Genomic DNA, 17677 nt, shown 5'->3' on the forward strand with positions numbered 1-17677 from the left:
GGAGGTGAACAGCTCTGTTAAATCGTGAAATAACAACCTCAAAATGGACTCTCCGCGATTGCAGTGATAATATTTATCTATATTAAGGAGATAAAGAGTCTATAATATCTTTTTTATTCAGGGAGGGTAATGATGAAGTATTCAAATGCTACAAACTACGCCTTGCATACGATGGTTTTTTTAGTGATGCAGCCTGAAGGGCATCAGGTGGGAGTTCAGAAATTAGCTGAAATGCAGCTGCTCTCTCCTACTTACCTTTCCAAGATATTAACCAAACTAACAAAAGCAGGATTAATCGAATCGACGCCAGGTGCAAAGGGAGGCTATAGAATATTCAGATCAAAACACAGCATCTCCTTTCTCGATGTTATTCATGCAGTTGAAGGAGATACCAGCTTATTCAACTGTTCCATTCATCATGACGGCTGCTTGATAGAAAACGTTATGAAGCAGGCAGAAGAAACTATGAAAGGAGAACTGGCATCCAAGCTTTTAATTGATATTGCTGAGCAGGCGCAATACAAACAGGAAGCAGAAGATTGGTAAATCTATTTTTAAGTAGTGCACGAATATGGATGAAGTGTCTGCCATTTGAACTGGACGAGAAGCGCGTCTGAATAGCTGCTTTAAGAGGAGGATGTTTATGAATCACCATGACAGGCACAGCAATGGGAAAGTCTCCTACTTGGAAAGTCCTGAACGAAGAAAAGAATTTTCACCGGAACAGCTGCTGAACAGGATTCCCCTGAAAGATACCGATACCTTATTGGACTTTGGTGCTGGAACCGGGTATTTTTCAATACCTGCGGCAAAAATGATTAACGGAAACGTATATGCACTTGATATCGATGCTGCTATGCTGGAAATAATAAAAGAGAAAGCAGTCGCAGAACAGCTCACAAATATCGTTCCGGTAAAAGGAAGCATCGAAGATCTTCCTTTGCCGGATGGCTCTTTTGATCTGATCATTGCTTCACTCGTCCTGCACGAGATTCAGCCGCTGAAACCGTTGTTACAGCAGATGAAAAAAGCATTGAATAAAGATGGGAATTTAATCTGTCTGGAACTCGAACCAAAAAGAAAGGACGGGAAGGCACCGAGATTGACAATGGAAAAGATGGAAACAGAAATGAACGAAGCAGGCTTCCAAATAGCGGAGAAACATTTTCCGTACGAATCTTTGTATATGCTCGCCGCCAGGAAGCACGATTAATCTTTTTATTTTCAGAAGGCAAAATAAATATACGCTCCCTGCTGGAAAATAATGAAGCTGTACATGCAAAAAACCTGTCAGAAACTCCTCGTCTGACAGGTTTATTCATTCCCTTGCCCGGTTTTAATTCCGGCTGTTTTGATAATCTTTTTGAGACAGTCCCCCTTACTGAGACGTTTTTAGGCCTGCACTTTTACGAGGTTATTTAAAGCATCTCGCATCGGTGTTACCGACCGCCCGAGCACTTTTTCAAAATCGCTGTTTTCTACCTCCATTGTCCCTTGGCGGATATCATGTTGAATCCCTGTCACAAGGGAAATCACAGGATCAGGGAGCCCATACTCTTTCAGTATATGTTCAAACGTCTCATCGTCCACCTTTTTCAAAGGGATTTCCTTTTCCAATACTTCTTCCAGTTCCTGCACGAGACCCTGCATCGTCAGCAGCGGTCCGGAGAGTTCATATGTTTTATTTTCGTGCCCTTCTCCTGTGAGGACGTTCGCGGCGGCTTCTGCAAAATCCTCCTGTGGTGCCCACCCTGCTTTTCCCTCGCCGGCGGAGGTGATCCACGGAGCCCCTGCGACTGCCCCCTGAATGCTGCTTAATTCATTTTCCAAATAGCAGTTGTTGCGGAGCAAGGTGTAAGGAATTCCCGCTGCCAGAACAGCCTGCTCTGTTTTATGATGCGGAGGCGCCAGTCTGTTCCTGCTTTCCGCTGCGTTCGCCATACTCGTGTAGGCAATGTAAGGGACACCTGCACGCTTCGCAGCATCCACGGCATTTATATGCTGCCTCGCCTTCAACTCATTCTCTGAATCTGTAGAAATAATTAATAAGCGGTCAATTCCGGCAAAGGCAATATCCAGCGATTCCGGCTGATCAAAATTCCCGTGACGAACCTCCACTCCTTCTGCCTGAAGGGCTGCTGCTTTTTCCGGATTGCGGACACTGACTGCCAGCTCATTTACCGGGACACGTTCCATCAAAGCTTTTACTACCTTCGATCCCAATCTTCCAGTAGCTCCAGTGACGAGAATTTTCATTTTCATTCCCTCGCTTTTCAGTTACTTTGATACATAAATTGAACTTAATTATATCAGAATTTTCAGTATATTTCACTGGATTTATTTTGGAACAATCCCGGTATAATGGGCCTCGGGCCGGTAAATACGATTGTTTTCTGCCTGCTCGAGTACGTGCGCACTCCAGCCGACGATTCTGCTTGCCGTAAACGTTGCGGTAAACAGTTCATCCGGCATCTGTACGGCACGCAGCACCGCCGCTGCGTAAAATTCCACGTTTGTATACAGCTTTCTTCCCGGTTTATACTCTTCCAGCAGGGCACCCGCTGTTTCTTCTACTTCATGTGCAAGCTCGAGCCAATCATCTTTCTCCACTAAAGAAGCAGTGACTTCTTTCAGTGCTTCCGCACGCGGGTCCTGTGTTTTGTACACGCGGTGACCGAATCCCATTAATTTATAGCCATGCTCCAGCTGATCGCGCAGCCACGGTTCTACATTGCTTTTCCCTCCTATTTCACCGAGCATCTTCGTCACTTCGCTCGGAGCACCCCCATGGAGCGGCCCTTTCATTGCCCCTATAGCACCGGTAACAGCTGATACAAAATCCGATTCAGTGGAAGTGATGACCCGGGAAGTAAAAGTAGACGCATTCATGCCATGTTCCATCGTTAAAATCAAATAAGCATTCATTGCCATCAAATGAGCTTTTTCCGGGATCGACCCATGCAGCATATATAAGTAATTCGCAGTATGAGATAACTCCTCATTCGGTTCAACTAGGATCCCTTCTTTGACCCACCGGTAGCGCACAGCAATAATCACAGGCATAATGGCCGTTAATTTCACTGCCTGATCCGACGTGGGCGGCCAGGAAAAAGAGGCGCCGCCTAAAGAAGAAATGCACGTACGGATCACACTCATCATCGGCATGTTTTCCGGCAGGAGCTGAATTAAGCTTATTAACTCTTTGGAAAGTTTCCTCTGCTCCCGGAATTCTGCTTTCAGCGCTTCTTTCTCTTCCTGATCCGGCAGTCTGCCGTGCCACAAAAGGTAACAAATATCTTCAAATTCGTAGTGCAGACAAAGGTCACGAATATCGTATCCTCTGTAAATCAGTCTGCCGGCTTCCCCATCGACCATGCTGACAGCCGTATCTGCAGTGACTACCCCTGCTAATCCCTGATTTCTTACATCCATTTTCATCTCATCCTTTCCTGCTGCTTTAAGTGTAAGCGATGCATTCAATTAATAAAAATAAATTATTATCTGATTATTGATAATGATTTATAATCAATAAAAGGAGGGATTTCTAATGAATGTAAGATGGCTTCGTACGTTTATAACCGCTGCGAAGGTGGAAAATTTCCATCAGACGGCAGAACTGCTTTTCATGTCGCAGCCGGCTGTTTCTGTGCAGATAAAACAGCTGGAAAAAGAACTGGGAGTGACGTTGTTTGAGAAAATGGGCAGAAACGTCCGCCTCACCACCTACGGAAGATATTTTCTGCCGAAAGCCTCGCAGATTGTCGAAGAGCTGGACGCAGGTTTCGCACAAATACAGCGTCTTAAGCAGGGCTACGATCAAACGCTTACGGTTGCCGTTTCTCCGCTCGTCGCAACGACCTATCTTCCCCACTGGCTGAAAGCATTCGTTAAAAAAGAAAAGCAGGTGGAGGTCGTAATCCGCGTTATAGAATCGGAAATGATTGCCGAGGAAATAAGCAGCGGACGGTCGGATATCGGTTTATCGAGAATGGACAGTTCTATCAGGGAAGTGGAAGCGGAGCAGGTATTTGAAGAGCCTTTGAAGGTCGTAGCACCTCATGACGGCGGGGAACCTGAAAACAGTCCCCCTATTGAGCTGCGTACGCTTATTGAGGAAAAGGTTCTCCTGACCGATAATCACCCGGAATACTGGGGAGCGATCCTGATGTATCTTCACCAGGCGTACCCTGAGTTAAGAACGATGAAAGTGTCTCAAGTACACGTGACGAAGCGTTTTATCGAAGAAGACATTGGATTTTCGATTCTGCCGAGGTCCGCAGTAAGACGGGAGCTTGCTGAAGGGCGGTTGCTGGAAATTGATGCGCCGGAATTACCGCTTCCTGCTGCATCGACTTATATACTGACCAAATACCCTCATGAACAGGCACTTAACTTCAGGGGTACTATTAAACGTTTAGTGTAGAAAAAGCTGAGTAAGGTCCTGCCATGAATAAACTCTCCTACCGCAGCTTAAGAAAGAATAAAATAATACCGGGGCGATAGAGGACCAGCCGAATATTTGTTCAGCAGGACGTGCGCAATTAGCTGGCCCGTCCCCTGAAGAGCGTTCTCTACGTAACAAAGATTGTCGTTTCTATAAACGACAATCTGAAATGGAAGTTCCTTTTCATATACGTTCGGTTTAACCTGTAAACACATCCCCTTTAGGATACCGCACGTTGCTTAATTCACCTTTAGCTAGTGCGAATGCAAGCGTCACCGGCCCGATACGTCCGACGATCATCAGAATCATAATGATGAATTTCCCTGCTGTGGAGAGTTCATACGTTAGTCCCATCGAAAGCCCCACAGTGCCAAATGCAGAAAAGGCTTCGAAAACAATGACGAGATAAGGTGCATCTTCCGTAATCGTCAGCACGAAAATACTGAGAATCACAAGAATTAAACTAATAACAGCGATCGCCAAGGCTCTGGTCACCACGTTGCTTTCGATTCTGCGTCCGAACGCTGCAGGTTCTTTACGCCCTCTTAAATACGTGTAAGCGGCGAGAATAATGACAAGAAAAGTCGTTAATTTAATGCCGCTTCCAGTAGACGCACTTCCTGCCCCTATAAACATTAAAACCATCATAACGGTAAGTGTGCTCGGCTCCAGCGCACTGATGTCGATTGTATTAAATCCCGCCGTTCGGGGAGTGACAGCCTGAAAATAGGAAGTCCAAAGTTTCTCCTGCATGTCTAAAGCTCCCAGGGTCGCTGGATTACCATATTCCAGCAAAAAAACAGTCAACGCAGCGCCTGCATTTAGGACAAGGGTGCCTATAATCATCATTTTTGAATGCAGGCTTAAGTGGCGGAATTTTTTCGTTTTAATGGCGTCATACACGACGGTAAAGCCGATGCCTCCTGTAATAAATAAAATTGTTATGACGACATTGATGAGAGGATCTCCGGCATAAGCGGTTAAACTGGACGACCAGAGAGAAAATCCAGCATTATTAAAAGCTGAGACTGCATGAAACAAACTTGTAAAAAGCCCATAGCCCCATCCATATTCGGGCACCCAGCGTACTGCAAGAATTAAGGTCGCTGCCAATTCCATGCTGAAAGAAAAAATAAGCAGCATCTTCGCCAACCGGATCATTCCCCCGGGTGTCGGTTGGTTAAATGATTCCTGGACAAGCATCCTTTCTCTTAACCCCATCTTTTTGCCAAGGGCAAGAACAATTAATACAGCTAAGGACATTAATCCGAGTCCCCCCATTTTTATTAATATCATGAGGATTAACTCGCCGAACACTGTGAAATGCGTTTCGGTATCCACCACTACTAACCCTGTTACTGTAGCAGCTGACGCAGCTGTAAATAATGCATCTATCCAGGAAATCGGCACACTTGTAGAAATCGGGAGATATAGAAGAAACGCCCCAGCAATAATGGAGACTGCAAACCCCACCGCTAAAAACTGCGGAGGGGTGAGCCGGCGGAAGAAAGGAGTCAGCGTACTCATAAGACTAGAGACCATCCTTTTCAAATCGGGTTAAATCATTTTTGTGTCCCATTACAATAAGCAGATCATTTTCTTCAATTTCAATATCCGGCCGGGGAGCTATGTTCATTTTTTTGTCTTTTTTAATAGCCAGAACCGTTACTCCGTAAATCGCCCTCATATTCAACGTTGCTAAAGACTGACCATCTATTTTTTTCGTTGCATACAGTTCGACAATGCTGTAGTCATCCTCCAGGTCGATAAAATCGATTACTTTATCGGAAGTCATTTTGTGGGCAATGCGTTTCCCCATATCAAATTCGGGGTGCACCACAAGGTCTGCTCCAAGCTTATCCAGTACTTTTTGATGGTAGGTATTCTGGGCTTTCACCCAAACCTTTTCTATCCCCAGTTCTTTTAAAAGAAGCGTCGTTAAAATGCTTGCCTGTATATGATCACCGATTGCGACTACTACATGTTCAAAGTTACGGATACCGATGTTCTTCAACGCTCCTTCATCTGTAGTGTCAAGCTGAACCGAATGAGTAGCAAAAGCAGAAAATTCACGCGCTTTATCTTCATTTATATCAATAGCCAGAACTTCGTGCCCTTGAGCAAATAACTCCTTGCAGACACTTCCCCCAAATCTCCCGAGTCCAATGACAGCAAACTGCCTTTGTTTCTGCCTGTGCTTTTTCTTCTCCATTGTTTCCCTCTTTTCCGGTCAAAAAAGCTATTTCACCGAAACAGCCGGCCTGACCTTTATCTCTTAATACATGTTAATGAGGTTATCTGCCTAATTCGGCACTGGGAAGTTTACGACTAAATAAGATTTGCCCCGGATCTTGAATGATCCCAACTCTTGTTATAGAACCATTTCCGCAGTAGAAGGTTTTTATTAGATAGATTTAAATTACTCCCGTCTTCTCTTTTTGTCAATGTATGACAAATGTTTTAAATGTATGCAGAGAATGCTGCAAAATTTCCCTGACGGCCATGTTTATTTCCAAGTGTCTAAGGAAAGTGAAAAGTGAAAAAGAGTAAGAGAAGATTTCTACGGCAGATGTCATTGTAGCCGGCGGAGGTTTGAGTGGTCTAAACGCGGATGAAGAGCTCGATTATCCCGTTCGTGCTTGCAGCGAGGGGCTTTCAGGCGGTCGAACAAGGAAAATTAAAGGTGTCAAAAAAGGAGAAGGAGATTTTTACAGCCAGGAGCCCGTTTGATGTAAGGGGACATTGGAAGCGGATATAACGTTTCGAACAAAGTGGTGACCTATTAAAGGACGAACGTGGAGAGTTAATATTTTTTCAGTACAAGAATTCAGCTGAAGCGAAGGTCATGTACCTATTATGTTTTTTCAGGTGGACTGCTATTATAGAATACATTCAAGGGAGAGATTATATGGAAATATTCACTATCGTCATTATATCTTTAACCTTGCTTATTTTAGGTATACTCATCGCATTAATTAAAATTTTAACCGGCAAAGAGACAAACCGGCATTCTAAAGAACAAATCAGGATAACTAAAAAATTAATTATAATCAATTTCGCTATCCTGCTTTTCCTGCTGGTGCTTAGTTACATAGTGACTACTTTTATTTCTTAAGCTCTGTTAAAGCATTCTGTTGTTGATATATATAAGAAAACTTCGCTTCAACTCGGCAGGCTTGCCGTGGAGGAGCTTTCCAGCTTCCTAGGGCTGCGCCCTGCGGGATCTTCCAATCTCCTTCTTCCACAGGCGTCCGCCGGTTTCCGCTTCGTTATAATTTTCCAATACAGAAAGCCCGCTGGTTGAATCAGGAAGGGACAAAAGGTAAAGACCAGTTCCAAGGCGATTTTTCAAGACGCCTGCAGAAAAAGGAGCCACAGCCCCTCCAATAACAACACGGAGCTTTAACAGAGCCATTTCTTAAAAAACGAACAGGAAGCACTGCTTTTAATAGCTGCTTCCTGTTCCACGCTGTACCGTACTTTTATCAAGCCTTTTCTCCATGGAAACGACGTCTATTTCGACGCCTCCGGGTTTATGGATCGTTTCTTCTTCAAACACCCGGTAGCCCCACGTTTCATATTTTGTAATGTTTTCCGGGGTGCTTTTGCGGACTTTGCAGTAAAGATAATCGATGCCGAGCGTCAAAAAATGATCCTCCAGCGCTTTAACGAGCGATTTCGCGATGCCTTCCCCCTGCTTTTCCGGATGAACCGCCAGCCGGAAAAAATACCAGCCGTGATCTCTCTTTGTAAACCTCACCACAGCCACCGGCTTCTTATCCTCAATAGCGATCAGCGCCTCTTCCCCGTTTTTCATACCTTCTAAAATAGAGTCTGTCGTTTCTTTTACCGCTCCGGATGGAGGAAACTCGTTATTATAAACGGAGAATGCCCCGTGCATCAGGTCACGTATCGTTTCTGCATCAGAAAATGCCGCTTCTCTTATGAGCATGGTAGTACTCCTTTTCTCGTAAAATAAAATTTCTACCACACATATTAACATGGCTTCTCCCTGTAAGGCATCTTCCGGTGTCCTGAAGATTTTTGTCTAAAATTTTTCCCACAGCCGCTTCTAATTTGCAGTTCCTCTTATTAATATCCTTAAGTACAAGGGATTTCAGTTAACTATATAAAAGCCTACCTCTCCGAATTCTTTTTTACTTTATTTACTATGAAGATAATTATCCCTAATAGAAGATACATAAAGGCATAGCTTATTGATGCGTCGATAAAGGCATCCGGGTGCAGTTCTGTAAAGAGACTATTGCTCCAAACATAAGCTAAAAGAATAGCCCAGGTTAAAATAAACGTCATTATATATAATAATAATTTTGACTTTATCCTTTTTCTCAAAGTATCGAAAATATATAGCCCATTCACCAGTAAAGAAAGGAGGATAAATCGGCCCAATAAGTGAATATACGGTCCTTCTCCTATTTTAGCCGGCCATAATCCCAGCAGAATCGGTATGGTATCTAATAGAGTAATAACGGTAAACAGAATGCATACCGTTACAAACTTATTGTTTAAAATTTTTGTATACAACTCTGGCATTTTACTATTCCCATTACCGATTTTCATTTAGTTCCCTCCCCTCCAGGTTCGACTAAATCTGATCGTGAATACCTCTAACAGGAACTGCGGCTATGAAAGTGGTAATCAAAAACTCTTTCAATTCTTTTATTCAACAAAGTTCAAAATTCTTCCTCCCACTATTGGAAAATCCCTGTTTCCTGTTAATTTCCCAGTTCAACTTTTTTCATATCGTGAAAGAGGACTCGAAGTACCATGAATTATTCCGTCTTTTACAAAAGGGAAAAGCAGAACCTCCTAAAAATCCGCCGAATTTTTTTCATTATTTATAGATCCCTTTACTGACAAGCGGTCTGTCGTTTTTTATGACTTCTTTTTTTGCCTTCCGCTTTTTCCGTTCGTCAAAACTGCTCGTGAATTTAATTTCTATTCCCCTTTTTTTCTCATTAAATCAAACCCGTTTGTTTTGTAAAAGATGTTCCATCCTTTATAATACATTTGTGATGATTTAAATATGCTGGAGGTTTTAGAATGAATGTAGAAAAATTATTTACTGCTCAAAAAAAGGTATCAAGAGAAGAATTTATGGATCTGGCTCAAGGCGGTATGCGGGAGTTATTTGATCTTGAACAGTACAAAGTGCTCGATGGTTCCAAAGAAGACGAAATAAGCCATTTTGTTTACAACACAGAAACGCACGACTGTTATTTAATCGATCTGCGCACTTCCTATGAACTGCTGGCCGCGTTCTACTGCGGCGGAGATAAAGCGACTGTCAAAGCGTCTATAGAAAAAATTGCTTCCTCTGTGGAGTAAGCAGAAATGAATAAGGCTGTCTCGCAAGTCTATGTAATAGACGTGAGACAGCCTTTTTTTATGATTTATACCGACGTATTCATGAACGCTGTGTCTTTATATGGTTGCATCAACTGTCTGAAATGACTTTCAGTATGCATCTATTTTTAATATGAAGATAATCACCGGAACATCCTGCTGTGGAGAAAATCTTCAGCTTTTTTTATATCAACGGGACTGGCTGGAAGTATCGGGCCATATCCGCTTCGCTTTATTGAGGCAAAAATCCGGGTGCCGGCTTTATTCAAGCTGAACGGTTAAAATTGCACAGTTTCTAAGGTGTGGCAGGAGCGGAGGAATGGTGGTTCTGTTAATTGCTGACTCAGTTCTGTTAATTCAGGCCGAAGTTTTGAAGTTAGTATAAAAAGTGGACACGTGTTCATGATAGAATAACAGCTACTAAACAGAAAGCAGGGAGGGATCACGGATGCCGAAAGGAGAGAATCATTACGACAAAGGCTTCCGCCGGTATGTTGCCAAACTGGTCGTGCAGGATGGACGGAAGCCGGCGGATCTGGAGCGGGAGCTTGGCATTTCCTATAGTTCCCTCATGCGATGGATTAAAACGTATAAGGAAGAACAAGAAAAAGCAAAAAAGACGGACCAGGAGCGCCTCCTCACCGCCACGGAATACCGCAGTCAGCTGGAAGCTTCCGAGAAAGCGCGGCGGGAGCTGGAAGAGGAAAATGATATCTTAAAAAAAGCGCTGCACATCTTCGCGGAGGACCCGGAAAAGTAGCATGGTTTACGTTTATCGAGGAGCACGCGGAGGAACACCGCGTGACGAAGATGTGCCAGGTTCTCGGGGTCTCCCGTTCCGGGTATTATGACTACATCAAACGAAAGAAGGAAGGTCCCTCTTCGAGGGAAAGCGGGCGGCGGAAACTGGAGCAGGCGATCCGTCGGCTCTTTCTGGAGAGCCGCGAAACCTACGGCAGCCCGCGGATCCATGCCCGCCTGATCCAGGAAGGATGGATCGTCTCCCAAAAGACCGTGGCCAACCGGATGAAGGAGCTCGGGCTTGCGTCCCGCCGCTGCTGGAAACGGGTGGGCACCACGAAAGCTTCCGCTCACGGACAGGTATATCCCAATGAACTGGGACGTGCTTTTCGCCCGAAAGAGCTGGATCAGGCCTGGGCTGTGGATATCACCTACATCCCAACCCTCGAAGGGGCGCTGTATTTCAACCCGGTGCTGGACCTGTGCTCCAAACGGATCCTGGCCTACAGCCTGGAGGATCATATGAAAACGGAGCTGTCAAAACAGGCCCTGGAAGAGGCCCTCGGGCGTCGCCGGCCGGAGAAGGGACTGATTCATCACTCGGACCAGGGTTCGCAGTACACCGCCAAGGATTACGTGAACGTCCTGCAGGAAGTGAAAGCGACCATCAGTATGAGTGCCAGAGGCGACCCGTATGACAATGCCTGTCTGGAGTCCTTTTTTTCGGGATTCAAGCAGGAATTCCTCTACCTCTGGGACCTGCCGAGCAAACGAGAAGCCCGGGAGCTGATCGCGGACTATGTGCACTTTTATAACGAGGAACGGCTGCATTCCACGCTCGGGTACGAGACCCCGGCCGCCTTTGAACGAGAGAAAAAAAGACAGACACTTTCATCGATCAGCTTTCCATCTGGATAAAAGCGGGAAACGTGGACAGAGTGGGAAAAACAGGAACAAAAGCAGAAAAAAGGTGACCGTGTTTTGTCCACTTTTTTGACAGAAGCACAAGTTCTATTTATTCACCCCCTCCCACTCATGTTTCTTATACAAATCCGGATGATCGAAATACAAAACGGCAGCTTACCAAATAAATACAGCAGGACAAAAGGCTAATCTGACAATAAAAAAATCAGCCGTATAAAAACGGCTGATTTAATCTAATTACTCATCTTCTGCTTCGATTTCTTCATCGTCCATGAATTCAATTTCTATATCCATTTCATCATAATCTTCTTCCAAATCAAAAGCAGCAATCACTTGATCCATCGTTTCTTCTTCTGAGCTGTCTTCTGTCAGATCAAGCTCTGTTAAAGGAGTCTCCATTTCATCCAGAGCTTCCTGACCTTCCATTTCAACTTCTTCTCCGCCGCGGGAATCTTCAATTTGACCTTCCGGGCTGCCACCGTTATATTCGTATTCAGCTTCGTACTGGCCTTCACTGTATTCTGCATCCAATTCGAATTGGGCAAAGTTAAGATCTTCGTACCATTCTCCTCCGGATGCTTCTTCATTTCCGGAGTTATCCGCGGTATTATTACCCGCATTTTCATTCGAGTTGTTTTCTGTTTCATTCATTTCTGCGTTATCGGTTTCTTCTTCATCCGCACCGTCATTTTCCGTTGCGTTGTTTTCTTCTGCACTCATGTTATTTTCTTCTGCAGCGGTGTTGTTTCCTGTGTCCGCATTTGTGTTTCCACCGTTATTGCCGTTGTCTTCTGCCCCGCAGGCAGCAAGTGTTAATGCAAGCGCAGCTGCAGCTTTCGATAGTAGTGTTTTTTTCATGTGAAATCATCCCTTCAAAATGAACTGCTTTTGTAGCGTTCCCATCGATATATCATTTTAAACATAGGATAATAAAGAAAATCGCTGACTCTTTAACTTGCACGAACATTAAAAACAGGTAAATGAAAGTGGTAAAATTTAATGGAGGAGCAGCTGAATAAAAAGTCTGCATTATTTAGGGACATGATTTTACACCATGTCCCTTACGCCTATTTTAATTTTCCTTCTTCTCCAGCCTGGCCACGCACTCGACGTGCACGGTCTGCGGAAACAGATCGACCGGCTGCACGACTTTTAGTTCGTAGCCGAAGACTTCGAGCTGTTTGATGTCCGTGGCAAACGTGTCCGGATTACAGGAAACGTAGACGATCCGCTCCGGCTGGGCACGCCCGATTTTGCGCATCACTTTGCCGCCTGCTCCGGAACGCGGTGGATCCAGAAGCAGCAGCTCCGGACGTCCGAACGATTCCAGCATCTCTTCGATTCCTTCTCTTGCACTGTTGGCAAGAAACGTCGTATTGTTTACCCCGTTTTCTTGCGCATTTCTTCTTGCAGAAGCAATCGAGCTTTCAACCAGTTCAATTCCGGCAAGTTCGCCGACTCTGTCGGCAAACGGAAGCGAAAACGTTCCGACACCGCAGAAAAGATCCATCATTTTTTCCGTTTTCTTCGGCTCGGCCATCTCCAGTGCGATATCAACGAGCTTCTGTGCCTGGGTCGGATTCGTCTGGAAAAAGGTATCGAACCAGAGGCGGAACCGGTAGCCGGCCATCTCATCGTAAATAAAATCGCGTCCGGAGAGCAGGTGCGTTTTTTCAGACTGCGTCCGGTCCGCCCAGTCCCGGTTTTCAAGCCACATAATGCTCTTGACCTGCGGAAACTTGTTTTCAATTCGTTTTACGAGCTGATCGACAGCGTCCGCGAGCGGCCCTTGCGGTGATTCTGTCGCAAACACGCCGAGCATGATCTCACCTGTCGCAAAAGACTGGCGGACCATCAGGTGACGGAGCAGCCCTGTGTGCTCCTCTTTATTATACCCTTCGAGACCGTGTTCCTTCGTCCATGCAGCAACTTCCATCGCTGCATCTACCATCTCTTCTCCTGCAATCAGGCACGTTTCCAGAGGAATCACATTGCGGAAGTTACCCTGTTCCATCAGACCCATATGGCCATCGGGAGAAAACGTGAACTCCATTTTATTCCGGTACTGCCAAGGTTCCTCCATGCCGATCGTATCCCGTACGAGAGCGGGATCAAAGTCCTCGCTTTTCAATGCCTGTTTTACATAGCTCGTTTTTTCACGAAGCTGTCCTTTATACTGCCAGTGCTGCCAGACACATCCGCCGCATTTAACAAAATGGGGACACGGCGGGACTATCCGCTCTTCATGAGTCGTAACAATCTCATCGGCATAGGTCCGCCACCGCTTCAGTTTCCGTGTCGGCACCGTTACAAGCACCTCTTCTCCCGGCAGCGTCTGCGGAATGGTAAGCTTCATTTTTTTCAAGTTTCCTTTTTCGTTTTCACGCCACACCTCTGCCCGGCCGGCTCCTTTATAATCCAGCTCATGAATGGTGGCTTTCCTCGTTTCAGAAGTCAATTCCTTTTCCCCTTTCTCTTTGTGCAGTCAATAGTCAAAAAGCTGCTTGCCCTCAATTTTATGATATCGTTTTTCCGGAAAGCTTCCTCTGCTTTCCAAAACGTTTACGGCGTGTTATTCCTACTCGGTTTATAGCTGCAGCAAACTGTGCGCCTTCCAGCCCTGGATCATAATAAAAGCAGTGGAACCCGCTCCAGGATAACGAGCGGCAGTGATATCCAACCGGCTGCCAGTACTCCGATCACAAAATCGGCTGTAGCGCGTCTTTTTTAACAGTACAATGCTGTTCCTGTTGCAGCAAGCATTACAGCTGAATGCCAGTCCTGCATTCGGCCATCCGTAAAAATGCAGCGCAGAAGCAAGGTTAGCAAAAACAGCCACCGTCGTCCATTCCTAATATAAAGCAAAACTGCCGGTAACGAAAAGTGCCTGAGAACGGCTGGTTGGAAGCAAACGCTTACCAGATGAAAAAAAATGTTGAAACCACTGCAAACGTTGCGAGATTTCATAAAAAATAACTTTTTTAAGTCTTCCCGTAATCCATACGGAAATCGGCTTTAACAATGCTAAAAAGGCTTAAGTACGTTTTACTATCGCGAGTGATTTTTATCCTTGGTCCGAAGTTCAGAAATCCTCCGGTCTTTTTTACGATACTTTATTATACTACGGTAATAATCATTCTGCTCCAGTGGTAACATTAGCGTCAGTGTATAAAAAGAGCTGCCCCGCGTCTGTTTTCAGACTAACGGGGGCAGCTCCATTTTTATCGCTCAGACCTTTTTTGGGATCCTGAACAGTCATTAATCAGAAAATGCTAAAGCTCTGCATTATGCATCAACATCTGCATCTACAAGAACCAGCACTTTTCCTTCCTGTATTTCCTTTTCATGCGTATTAGCCTGTTCGGAACTCAATCCATATTCAACCAATGATTTACCACTGTTGTCCAGATCTTTACCATGAAAAGAAATGTTTCCTTTAAATGATTCTTTGACTTTGTCCCAGAAGGAAAGTCCTTCTCCCTCATCTGACATCGTATGACCTCCCGCAGAATCCACAGGGTTGTCTGTTTCTTTTCGCAGCCAGCTTATCTTATCGCTTTCATTAGCTAGAAGTAAAACCTCATGCGGCTTATAGCCCTGCTTTTCCAATTGTTCCACTGCTTCTATAATTTCGGATTCCTGTTCATATGCTCCAATTACTCGTTTTGCCATACTATAATTACCTCCTCTTATAATTACGGCATAAATCTCTTATAGTAATCTCTTTCCACTTAAAGCGAAATTTAAACTAACTCAAATCAAATACGTGCGGACTGTAAACCATGCAATCCGGGTGAAAAAATTAAAGGAAAGGCTCTGGAGTGGCCGCTTTTGTTGTCTTCCATTCGCAGACTTGCCTTAGAGGAACCGCAGGTATTTTAAAATTATGACACGAACCATTAACAGAGCCACTCACGCAGGATCGCTGTAACATGAGACATGAAAATAGCCTTCTATAGGAATGGAGCTCCCCCTTTATACAGATGGATGACTGATTTTCACGCAGGGGTTTTCTTTATCAGCACGCAGATGCTGTTCTGTATTTTTTTACCGTAAGCCGAAAGGCACATCGGGCGACTCCAGGGCGATGAAGGACGAGCCCCACTCCGCCCGACTACAGAGAGGACAGGATTAGCTGAGGCCGGCGCGCCCCCATGGAAACGAAAGCGCACGTTCATCGATTATCTACTTTATTTTCAAGGCAGCTGAAGAAAAAATATAAGTAAATATTAATATCTACTGGTCTTAGGCGGAAGCTATATAAGTCAGAAGCAAAGGAAGAGAAGCTGCCCGCTTCATGATACAATGACGCTATCTAAAACTTGTAAAAAGAAAGGACTTGGGATCGATGACTGAAAAACAGCCTTTACCGCCATTGTCGATGTACCGTATAACCGCGAGGCTTTTTACTCACGTAGAGAAGTCCGTATATAATTCTTTTGGAGAACATGGTCAGGCACTTGCAGAAAAAGGGATCGAGCGTTTTGGGTTTGACCTTGCCAAAAATATCGCGGTAAGAGCCACGGAGGAGGGAGAAACCCATACACTCGGAAGCTATATACCTGAACCAGTCAAAAACAAAAAGCTGGATCAGAGTGAAGCTTTTGTTTACGGACAAATGGCCAAACTGTTTGCCCAGGTGGCAAAAGCAGTCGTAGATGAATACGGAAGCCAGGGAGAAGACGCGATCCGTGAAGGTGTAAGAACGTTCGGGGAAGCAAGAGGAAAAGGCATTGCTGAACGGGCTGCCCATCTGGGACAGGATAACAGCATTGAGAATTATCTATCGAACTATGACATGGCACGCAGTGAATTATTTGAAATGGAAACGAACCACTATCCCGAAGTTATCGAACAGACATTTACGAGGTGCCCGTTCGGTCAGCAGTGGGCTGACGACGGTACAGGGGAGTATGGCATTTTGTACTGCCAGATGATAGACCCATCCATTGCGAAGGGATTCAACAGCGACTTTGAGGTCGATCACGATCAGTATGTGCTGAAAGAAGGCGTCTGTGATTTCAAGTTTAAACTTCAAAAAAAACAGGAGTAGGAACTGCCGATTCCTATTCCCTGCTTATATTTTTTCAGTGGGAAAAACGGATACTACTGCGAAGCGGCATGCTGCAGCCTCCCTTTCCCTTCATATTTTCCTGTGTACAGCGCGTTATCGGCTTCCAGAACGGATGAGGTCAACGAATGTTGAAGATTGGCCGCTCCGGCGGTGAACGATAAATTTGTCACCGGTTTTTCACTGAAGTGAAAAACGTGCGCCTGATAGTCAGCCAGCATATGCTCAAAATAACCTTTCACTTTTCCCGGATCTTCCAAAGGGAAATAAACAAGAAATTCTTCCCCACCCCAACGTGAAGCGAATCCTTCTTCTGGCACATGCGATTTTATGATTTCTGAGAGCTGTGTTAATACTTCGTCACCGGAGTCATGTCCATACGTATCATTTATCGATTTAAAATCGTCCAGATCCATCAGCAGTATGCTCCCGGTTTTATCTGCCTTCAGCTGATGCTCAAGCAGCTGCGTCATTTTCCGCCGATTCAGCAGACCTGTTAAAGGATCATGTGCAGCAAGCCATTCCAGCTGATTAAAAAGATCTCTGTTTTTGTTGAAATAAAGATAAAAGACATAGGAGACAACCAGGACAAATATAATTGCGTTTATTCCAAACAAACTGTTCAGCGTCATGGAGGACAGGGCCTGCGTCGAGGCAGGTGGAATAAAGTAGGATAGAAAAAAAGCTATCACGGAAGTTCCTATAATCCAGCGCATGTGAGTACGCGGGAAAGCGATCCATCCGAATATAGGGAAAATAAACAGATAAAAGTAAAATCCGCTTCCGCTTCCGAGCACCCAGGAAGTTAGTAATGCATTACTCAGCGTCAACAAAAAAATGACGATAATAAGAGTATAGACGCGTGAGATTACTGACTTAAACTGTATAAGCAGAAGAAAAGCTGCAGCTGTCCCGCTGAAAGCTGCTAAAAACCAGCTTTCAAAAGTTAAGAAAAAAATGGTATATAGCAGAAATGCCAGCCAGACGGCCGGAAGAAGTCTGCGGATGTCGGCAAGCTGATAAAACATCGTATTGGAATAGTTCATCGTTTTCCCTTTCTAAAAAAAGAATGCAGTCTGATTTTTTATGGAAATGCCACATTGTGCATTTATTATATTTTCCTTATATTT

At 44.7% G+C, this 17677-nt stretch carries 16 protein-coding genes and 1 pseudogene; 7 read left to right on the forward strand and 10 right to left on the reverse strand.

All coding sequences use genetic code 11. From position 1 onward, the window contains the following. Positions 1-132: 132 nt before the first annotated feature. Both FTX54_RS11425 and FTX54_RS11430 read left to right on the forward strand, forming a co-directional pair. Entirely contained in the window at positions 133-546 is a 414-nt protein-coding gene (locus FTX54_RS11425; protein ID WP_147805182.1) for an RrF2 family transcriptional regulator, read from the forward strand. A 97-nt stretch (positions 547-643) separates the two neighbouring features. Then, positions 644-1213: a class I SAM-dependent methyltransferase gene (locus FTX54_RS11430; RefSeq protein ID WP_147805181.1), complete on the forward strand. Its 570-nt coding sequence runs from the start codon at positions 644-646 to the stop codon at positions 1211-1213. Positions 1214-1392: 179 nt separating this feature from the next. Here FTX54_RS11430 and FTX54_RS11435 read toward each other — a convergent pair whose 3' ends face one another. Together FTX54_RS11435 and FTX54_RS11440 are read right to left on the reverse strand one after the other, a co-directional pair. Continuing rightward, the gene (locus FTX54_RS11435; RefSeq protein WP_147805210.1) at positions 1393-2256 is read right to left on the reverse strand and encodes an SDR family oxidoreductase; all 864 of its coding nucleotides are present in this window, start codon (positions 2254-2256) and stop codon (positions 1393-1395) included. Between the two features lie 81 nt (positions 2257-2337). Continuing rightward, positions 2338-3432 (reverse strand): citrate synthase/methylcitrate synthase, encoded by a 1095-nt coding sequence (locus tag FTX54_RS11440; RefSeq protein ID WP_147805180.1) that lies wholly within the window; start codon positions 3430-3432, stop codon positions 2338-2340. Positions 3433-3547: 115 nt separating this feature from the next. Between FTX54_RS11440 and FTX54_RS11445 the strand changes: the two genes are divergently transcribed. Continuing rightward, positions 3548-4423 carry a LysR family transcriptional regulator gene (locus FTX54_RS11445; protein ID WP_147805179.1) on the forward strand — a complete coding sequence of 292 codons (876 nt, stop codon included), beginning with the start codon at positions 3548-3550 and terminating at the stop codon, positions 4421-4423. 219 nt (positions 4424-4642) lie between these two features. Here the strand turns inward: FTX54_RS11445 and FTX54_RS11450 are convergent, their stop codons facing one another. From FTX54_RS11450 to FTX54_RS11465, 4 genes are all read right to left on the reverse strand, one after another. Further along, positions 4643-5971: a TrkH family potassium uptake protein gene (locus FTX54_RS11450; protein WP_147805178.1), complete on the reverse strand. Its 1329-nt coding sequence runs from the start codon at positions 5969-5971 to the stop codon at positions 4643-4645. A gap of 4 nt (positions 5972-5975) precedes the next feature. Beyond that, complete coding sequence (locus FTX54_RS11455; RefSeq protein WP_147805177.1) at positions 5976-6656, reverse strand: potassium channel family protein; 681 nt, start codon at positions 6654-6656, stop codon at positions 5976-5978. Between the two features lie 1233 nt (positions 6657-7889). Beyond that, positions 7890-8396, reverse strand: a complete 507-nt coding sequence (locus FTX54_RS11460) for a GNAT family N-acetyltransferase (protein ID WP_147805175.1) — start codon at positions 8394-8396, stop codon at positions 7890-7892. A gap of 185 nt (positions 8397-8581) precedes the next feature. Beyond that, positions 8582-9025, reverse strand: a complete 444-nt coding sequence (locus FTX54_RS11465) for a DUF6608 family protein (protein ID WP_147805174.1) — start codon at positions 9023-9025, stop codon at positions 8582-8584. Between the two features lie 483 nt (positions 9026-9508). Here FTX54_RS11465 and FTX54_RS11470 point away from each other — a divergent pair, with 483 nt between their 5' ends. The 3 genes and pseudogenes from FTX54_RS11470 to FTX54_RS11480 all read left to right on the forward strand — a co-directional run. Continuing rightward, entirely contained in the window at positions 9509-9793 is a 285-nt protein-coding gene (locus tag FTX54_RS11470; protein ID WP_147805173.1) for a hypothetical protein, read from the forward strand. A 466-nt stretch (positions 9794-10259) separates the two neighbouring features. Next, positions 10260-10571: a transposase gene (locus FTX54_RS11475; RefSeq protein WP_147805368.1), complete on the forward strand. Its 312-nt coding sequence runs from the start codon at positions 10260-10262 to the stop codon at positions 10569-10571. 11 nt (positions 10572-10582) lie between these two features. Continuing rightward, positions 10583-11470, forward strand: a pseudogene (locus FTX54_RS11480) (IS3 family transposase); the annotation flags it as partial. Between the two features lie 243 nt (positions 11471-11713). Here FTX54_RS11480 and FTX54_RS11485 read toward each other — a convergent pair. The 3 genes from FTX54_RS11485 to FTX54_RS11495 all read right to left on the reverse strand — a co-directional run bounded on the left by FTX54_RS11485 (position 11714) and on the right by FTX54_RS11495 (position 15148). Next, positions 11714-12334, reverse strand: a complete 621-nt coding sequence (locus FTX54_RS11485) for a YusW family protein (protein ID WP_147805280.1) — start codon at positions 12332-12334, stop codon at positions 11714-11716. Between the two features lie 214 nt (positions 12335-12548). Beyond that, positions 12549-13934: a 23S rRNA (uracil(1939)-C(5))-methyltransferase RlmD gene (gene rlmD, locus FTX54_RS11490; protein WP_246125727.1), complete on the reverse strand. Its 1386-nt coding sequence runs from the start codon at positions 13932-13934 to the stop codon at positions 12549-12551. A gap of 827 nt (positions 13935-14761) precedes the next feature. Then, the gene (locus FTX54_RS11495) at positions 14762-15148 is read right to left on the reverse strand and encodes a general stress protein (protein WP_147805281.1); all 387 of its coding nucleotides are present in this window, start codon (positions 15146-15148) and stop codon (positions 14762-14764) included. A gap of 676 nt (positions 15149-15824) precedes the next feature. On the opposite strand from FTX54_RS11495, the gene FTX54_RS11500 reads away from it, so the two are divergent. Further along, positions 15825-16529, forward strand: a complete 705-nt coding sequence (locus FTX54_RS11500) for an L-2-amino-thiazoline-4-carboxylic acid hydrolase (RefSeq protein WP_147805282.1) — start codon at positions 15825-15827, stop codon at positions 16527-16529. A 53-nt stretch (positions 16530-16582) separates the two neighbouring features. Here FTX54_RS11500 and FTX54_RS11505 read toward each other — a convergent pair whose 3' ends face one another. After that, positions 16583-17593 (reverse strand): GGDEF domain-containing protein, encoded by a 1011-nt coding sequence (locus FTX54_RS11505; RefSeq protein ID WP_147805283.1) that lies wholly within the window; start codon positions 17591-17593, stop codon positions 16583-16585. Positions 17594-17677: the final 84 nt, after the last annotated feature.

The sequence above is a fragment of the Alkalicoccus halolimnae genome, from assembly GCF_008014775.2.
Lineage (GTDB): Bacteria > Bacillota > Bacilli > Bacillales > Salisediminibacteriaceae > Alkalicoccus > Alkalicoccus halolimnae.

Coding starts and splice junctions, on each gene's coding strand:
- FTX54_RS11425 (WP_147805182.1), top strand. CDS start 133: ATGAAGTATTCAAATGCTACAAACTACGCCTTGCATACGATGGTTTTT.
- FTX54_RS11430 (WP_147805181.1), top strand. CDS start 644: ATGAATCACCATGACAGGCACAGCAATGGGAAAGTCTCCTACTTGGAA.
- FTX54_RS11435 (WP_147805210.1), bottom strand. CDS start 2,256: ATGAAAATTCTCGTCACTGGAGCTACTGGAAGATTGGGATCGAAGGTA.
- FTX54_RS11440 (WP_147805180.1), bottom strand. CDS start 3,432: ATGGATGTAAGAAATCAGGGATTAGCAGGGGTAGTCACTGCAGATACG.
- FTX54_RS11445 (WP_147805179.1), top strand. CDS start 3,548: ATGAATGTAAGATGGCTTCGTACGTTTATAACCGCTGCGAAGGTGGAA.
- FTX54_RS11450 (WP_147805178.1), bottom strand. CDS start 5,971: ATGAGTACGCTGACTCCTTTCTTCCGCCGGCTCACCCCTCCGCAGTTT.
- FTX54_RS11455 (WP_147805177.1), bottom strand. CDS start 6,656: ATGGAGAAGAAAAAGCACAGGCAGAAACAAAGGCAGTTTGCTGTCATT.
- FTX54_RS11460 (WP_147805175.1), bottom strand. CDS start 8,396: ATGCTCATAAGAGAAGCGGCATTTTCTGATGCAGAAACGATACGTGAC.
- FTX54_RS11465 (WP_147805174.1), bottom strand. CDS start 9,025: ATGAAAATCGGTAATGGGAATAGTAAAATGCCAGAGTTGTATACAAAA.
- FTX54_RS11470 (WP_147805173.1), top strand. CDS start 9,509: ATGAATGTAGAAAAATTATTTACTGCTCAAAAAAAGGTATCAAGAGAA.
- FTX54_RS11475 (WP_147805368.1), top strand. CDS start 10,260: ATGCCGAAAGGAGAGAATCATTACGACAAAGGCTTCCGCCGGTATGTT.
- FTX54_RS11485 (WP_147805280.1), bottom strand. CDS start 12,334: ATGAAAAAAACACTACTATCGAAAGCTGCAGCTGCGCTTGCATTAACA.
- FTX54_RS11495 (WP_147805281.1), bottom strand. CDS start 15,148: ATGGCAAAACGAGTAATTGGAGCATATGAACAGGAATCCGAAATTATA.
- FTX54_RS11500 (WP_147805282.1), top strand. CDS start 15,825: ATGACTGAAAAACAGCCTTTACCGCCATTGTCGATGTACCGTATAACC.
- FTX54_RS11505 (WP_147805283.1), bottom strand. CDS start 17,593: ATGAACTATTCCAATACGATGTTTTATCAGCTTGCCGACATCCGCAGA.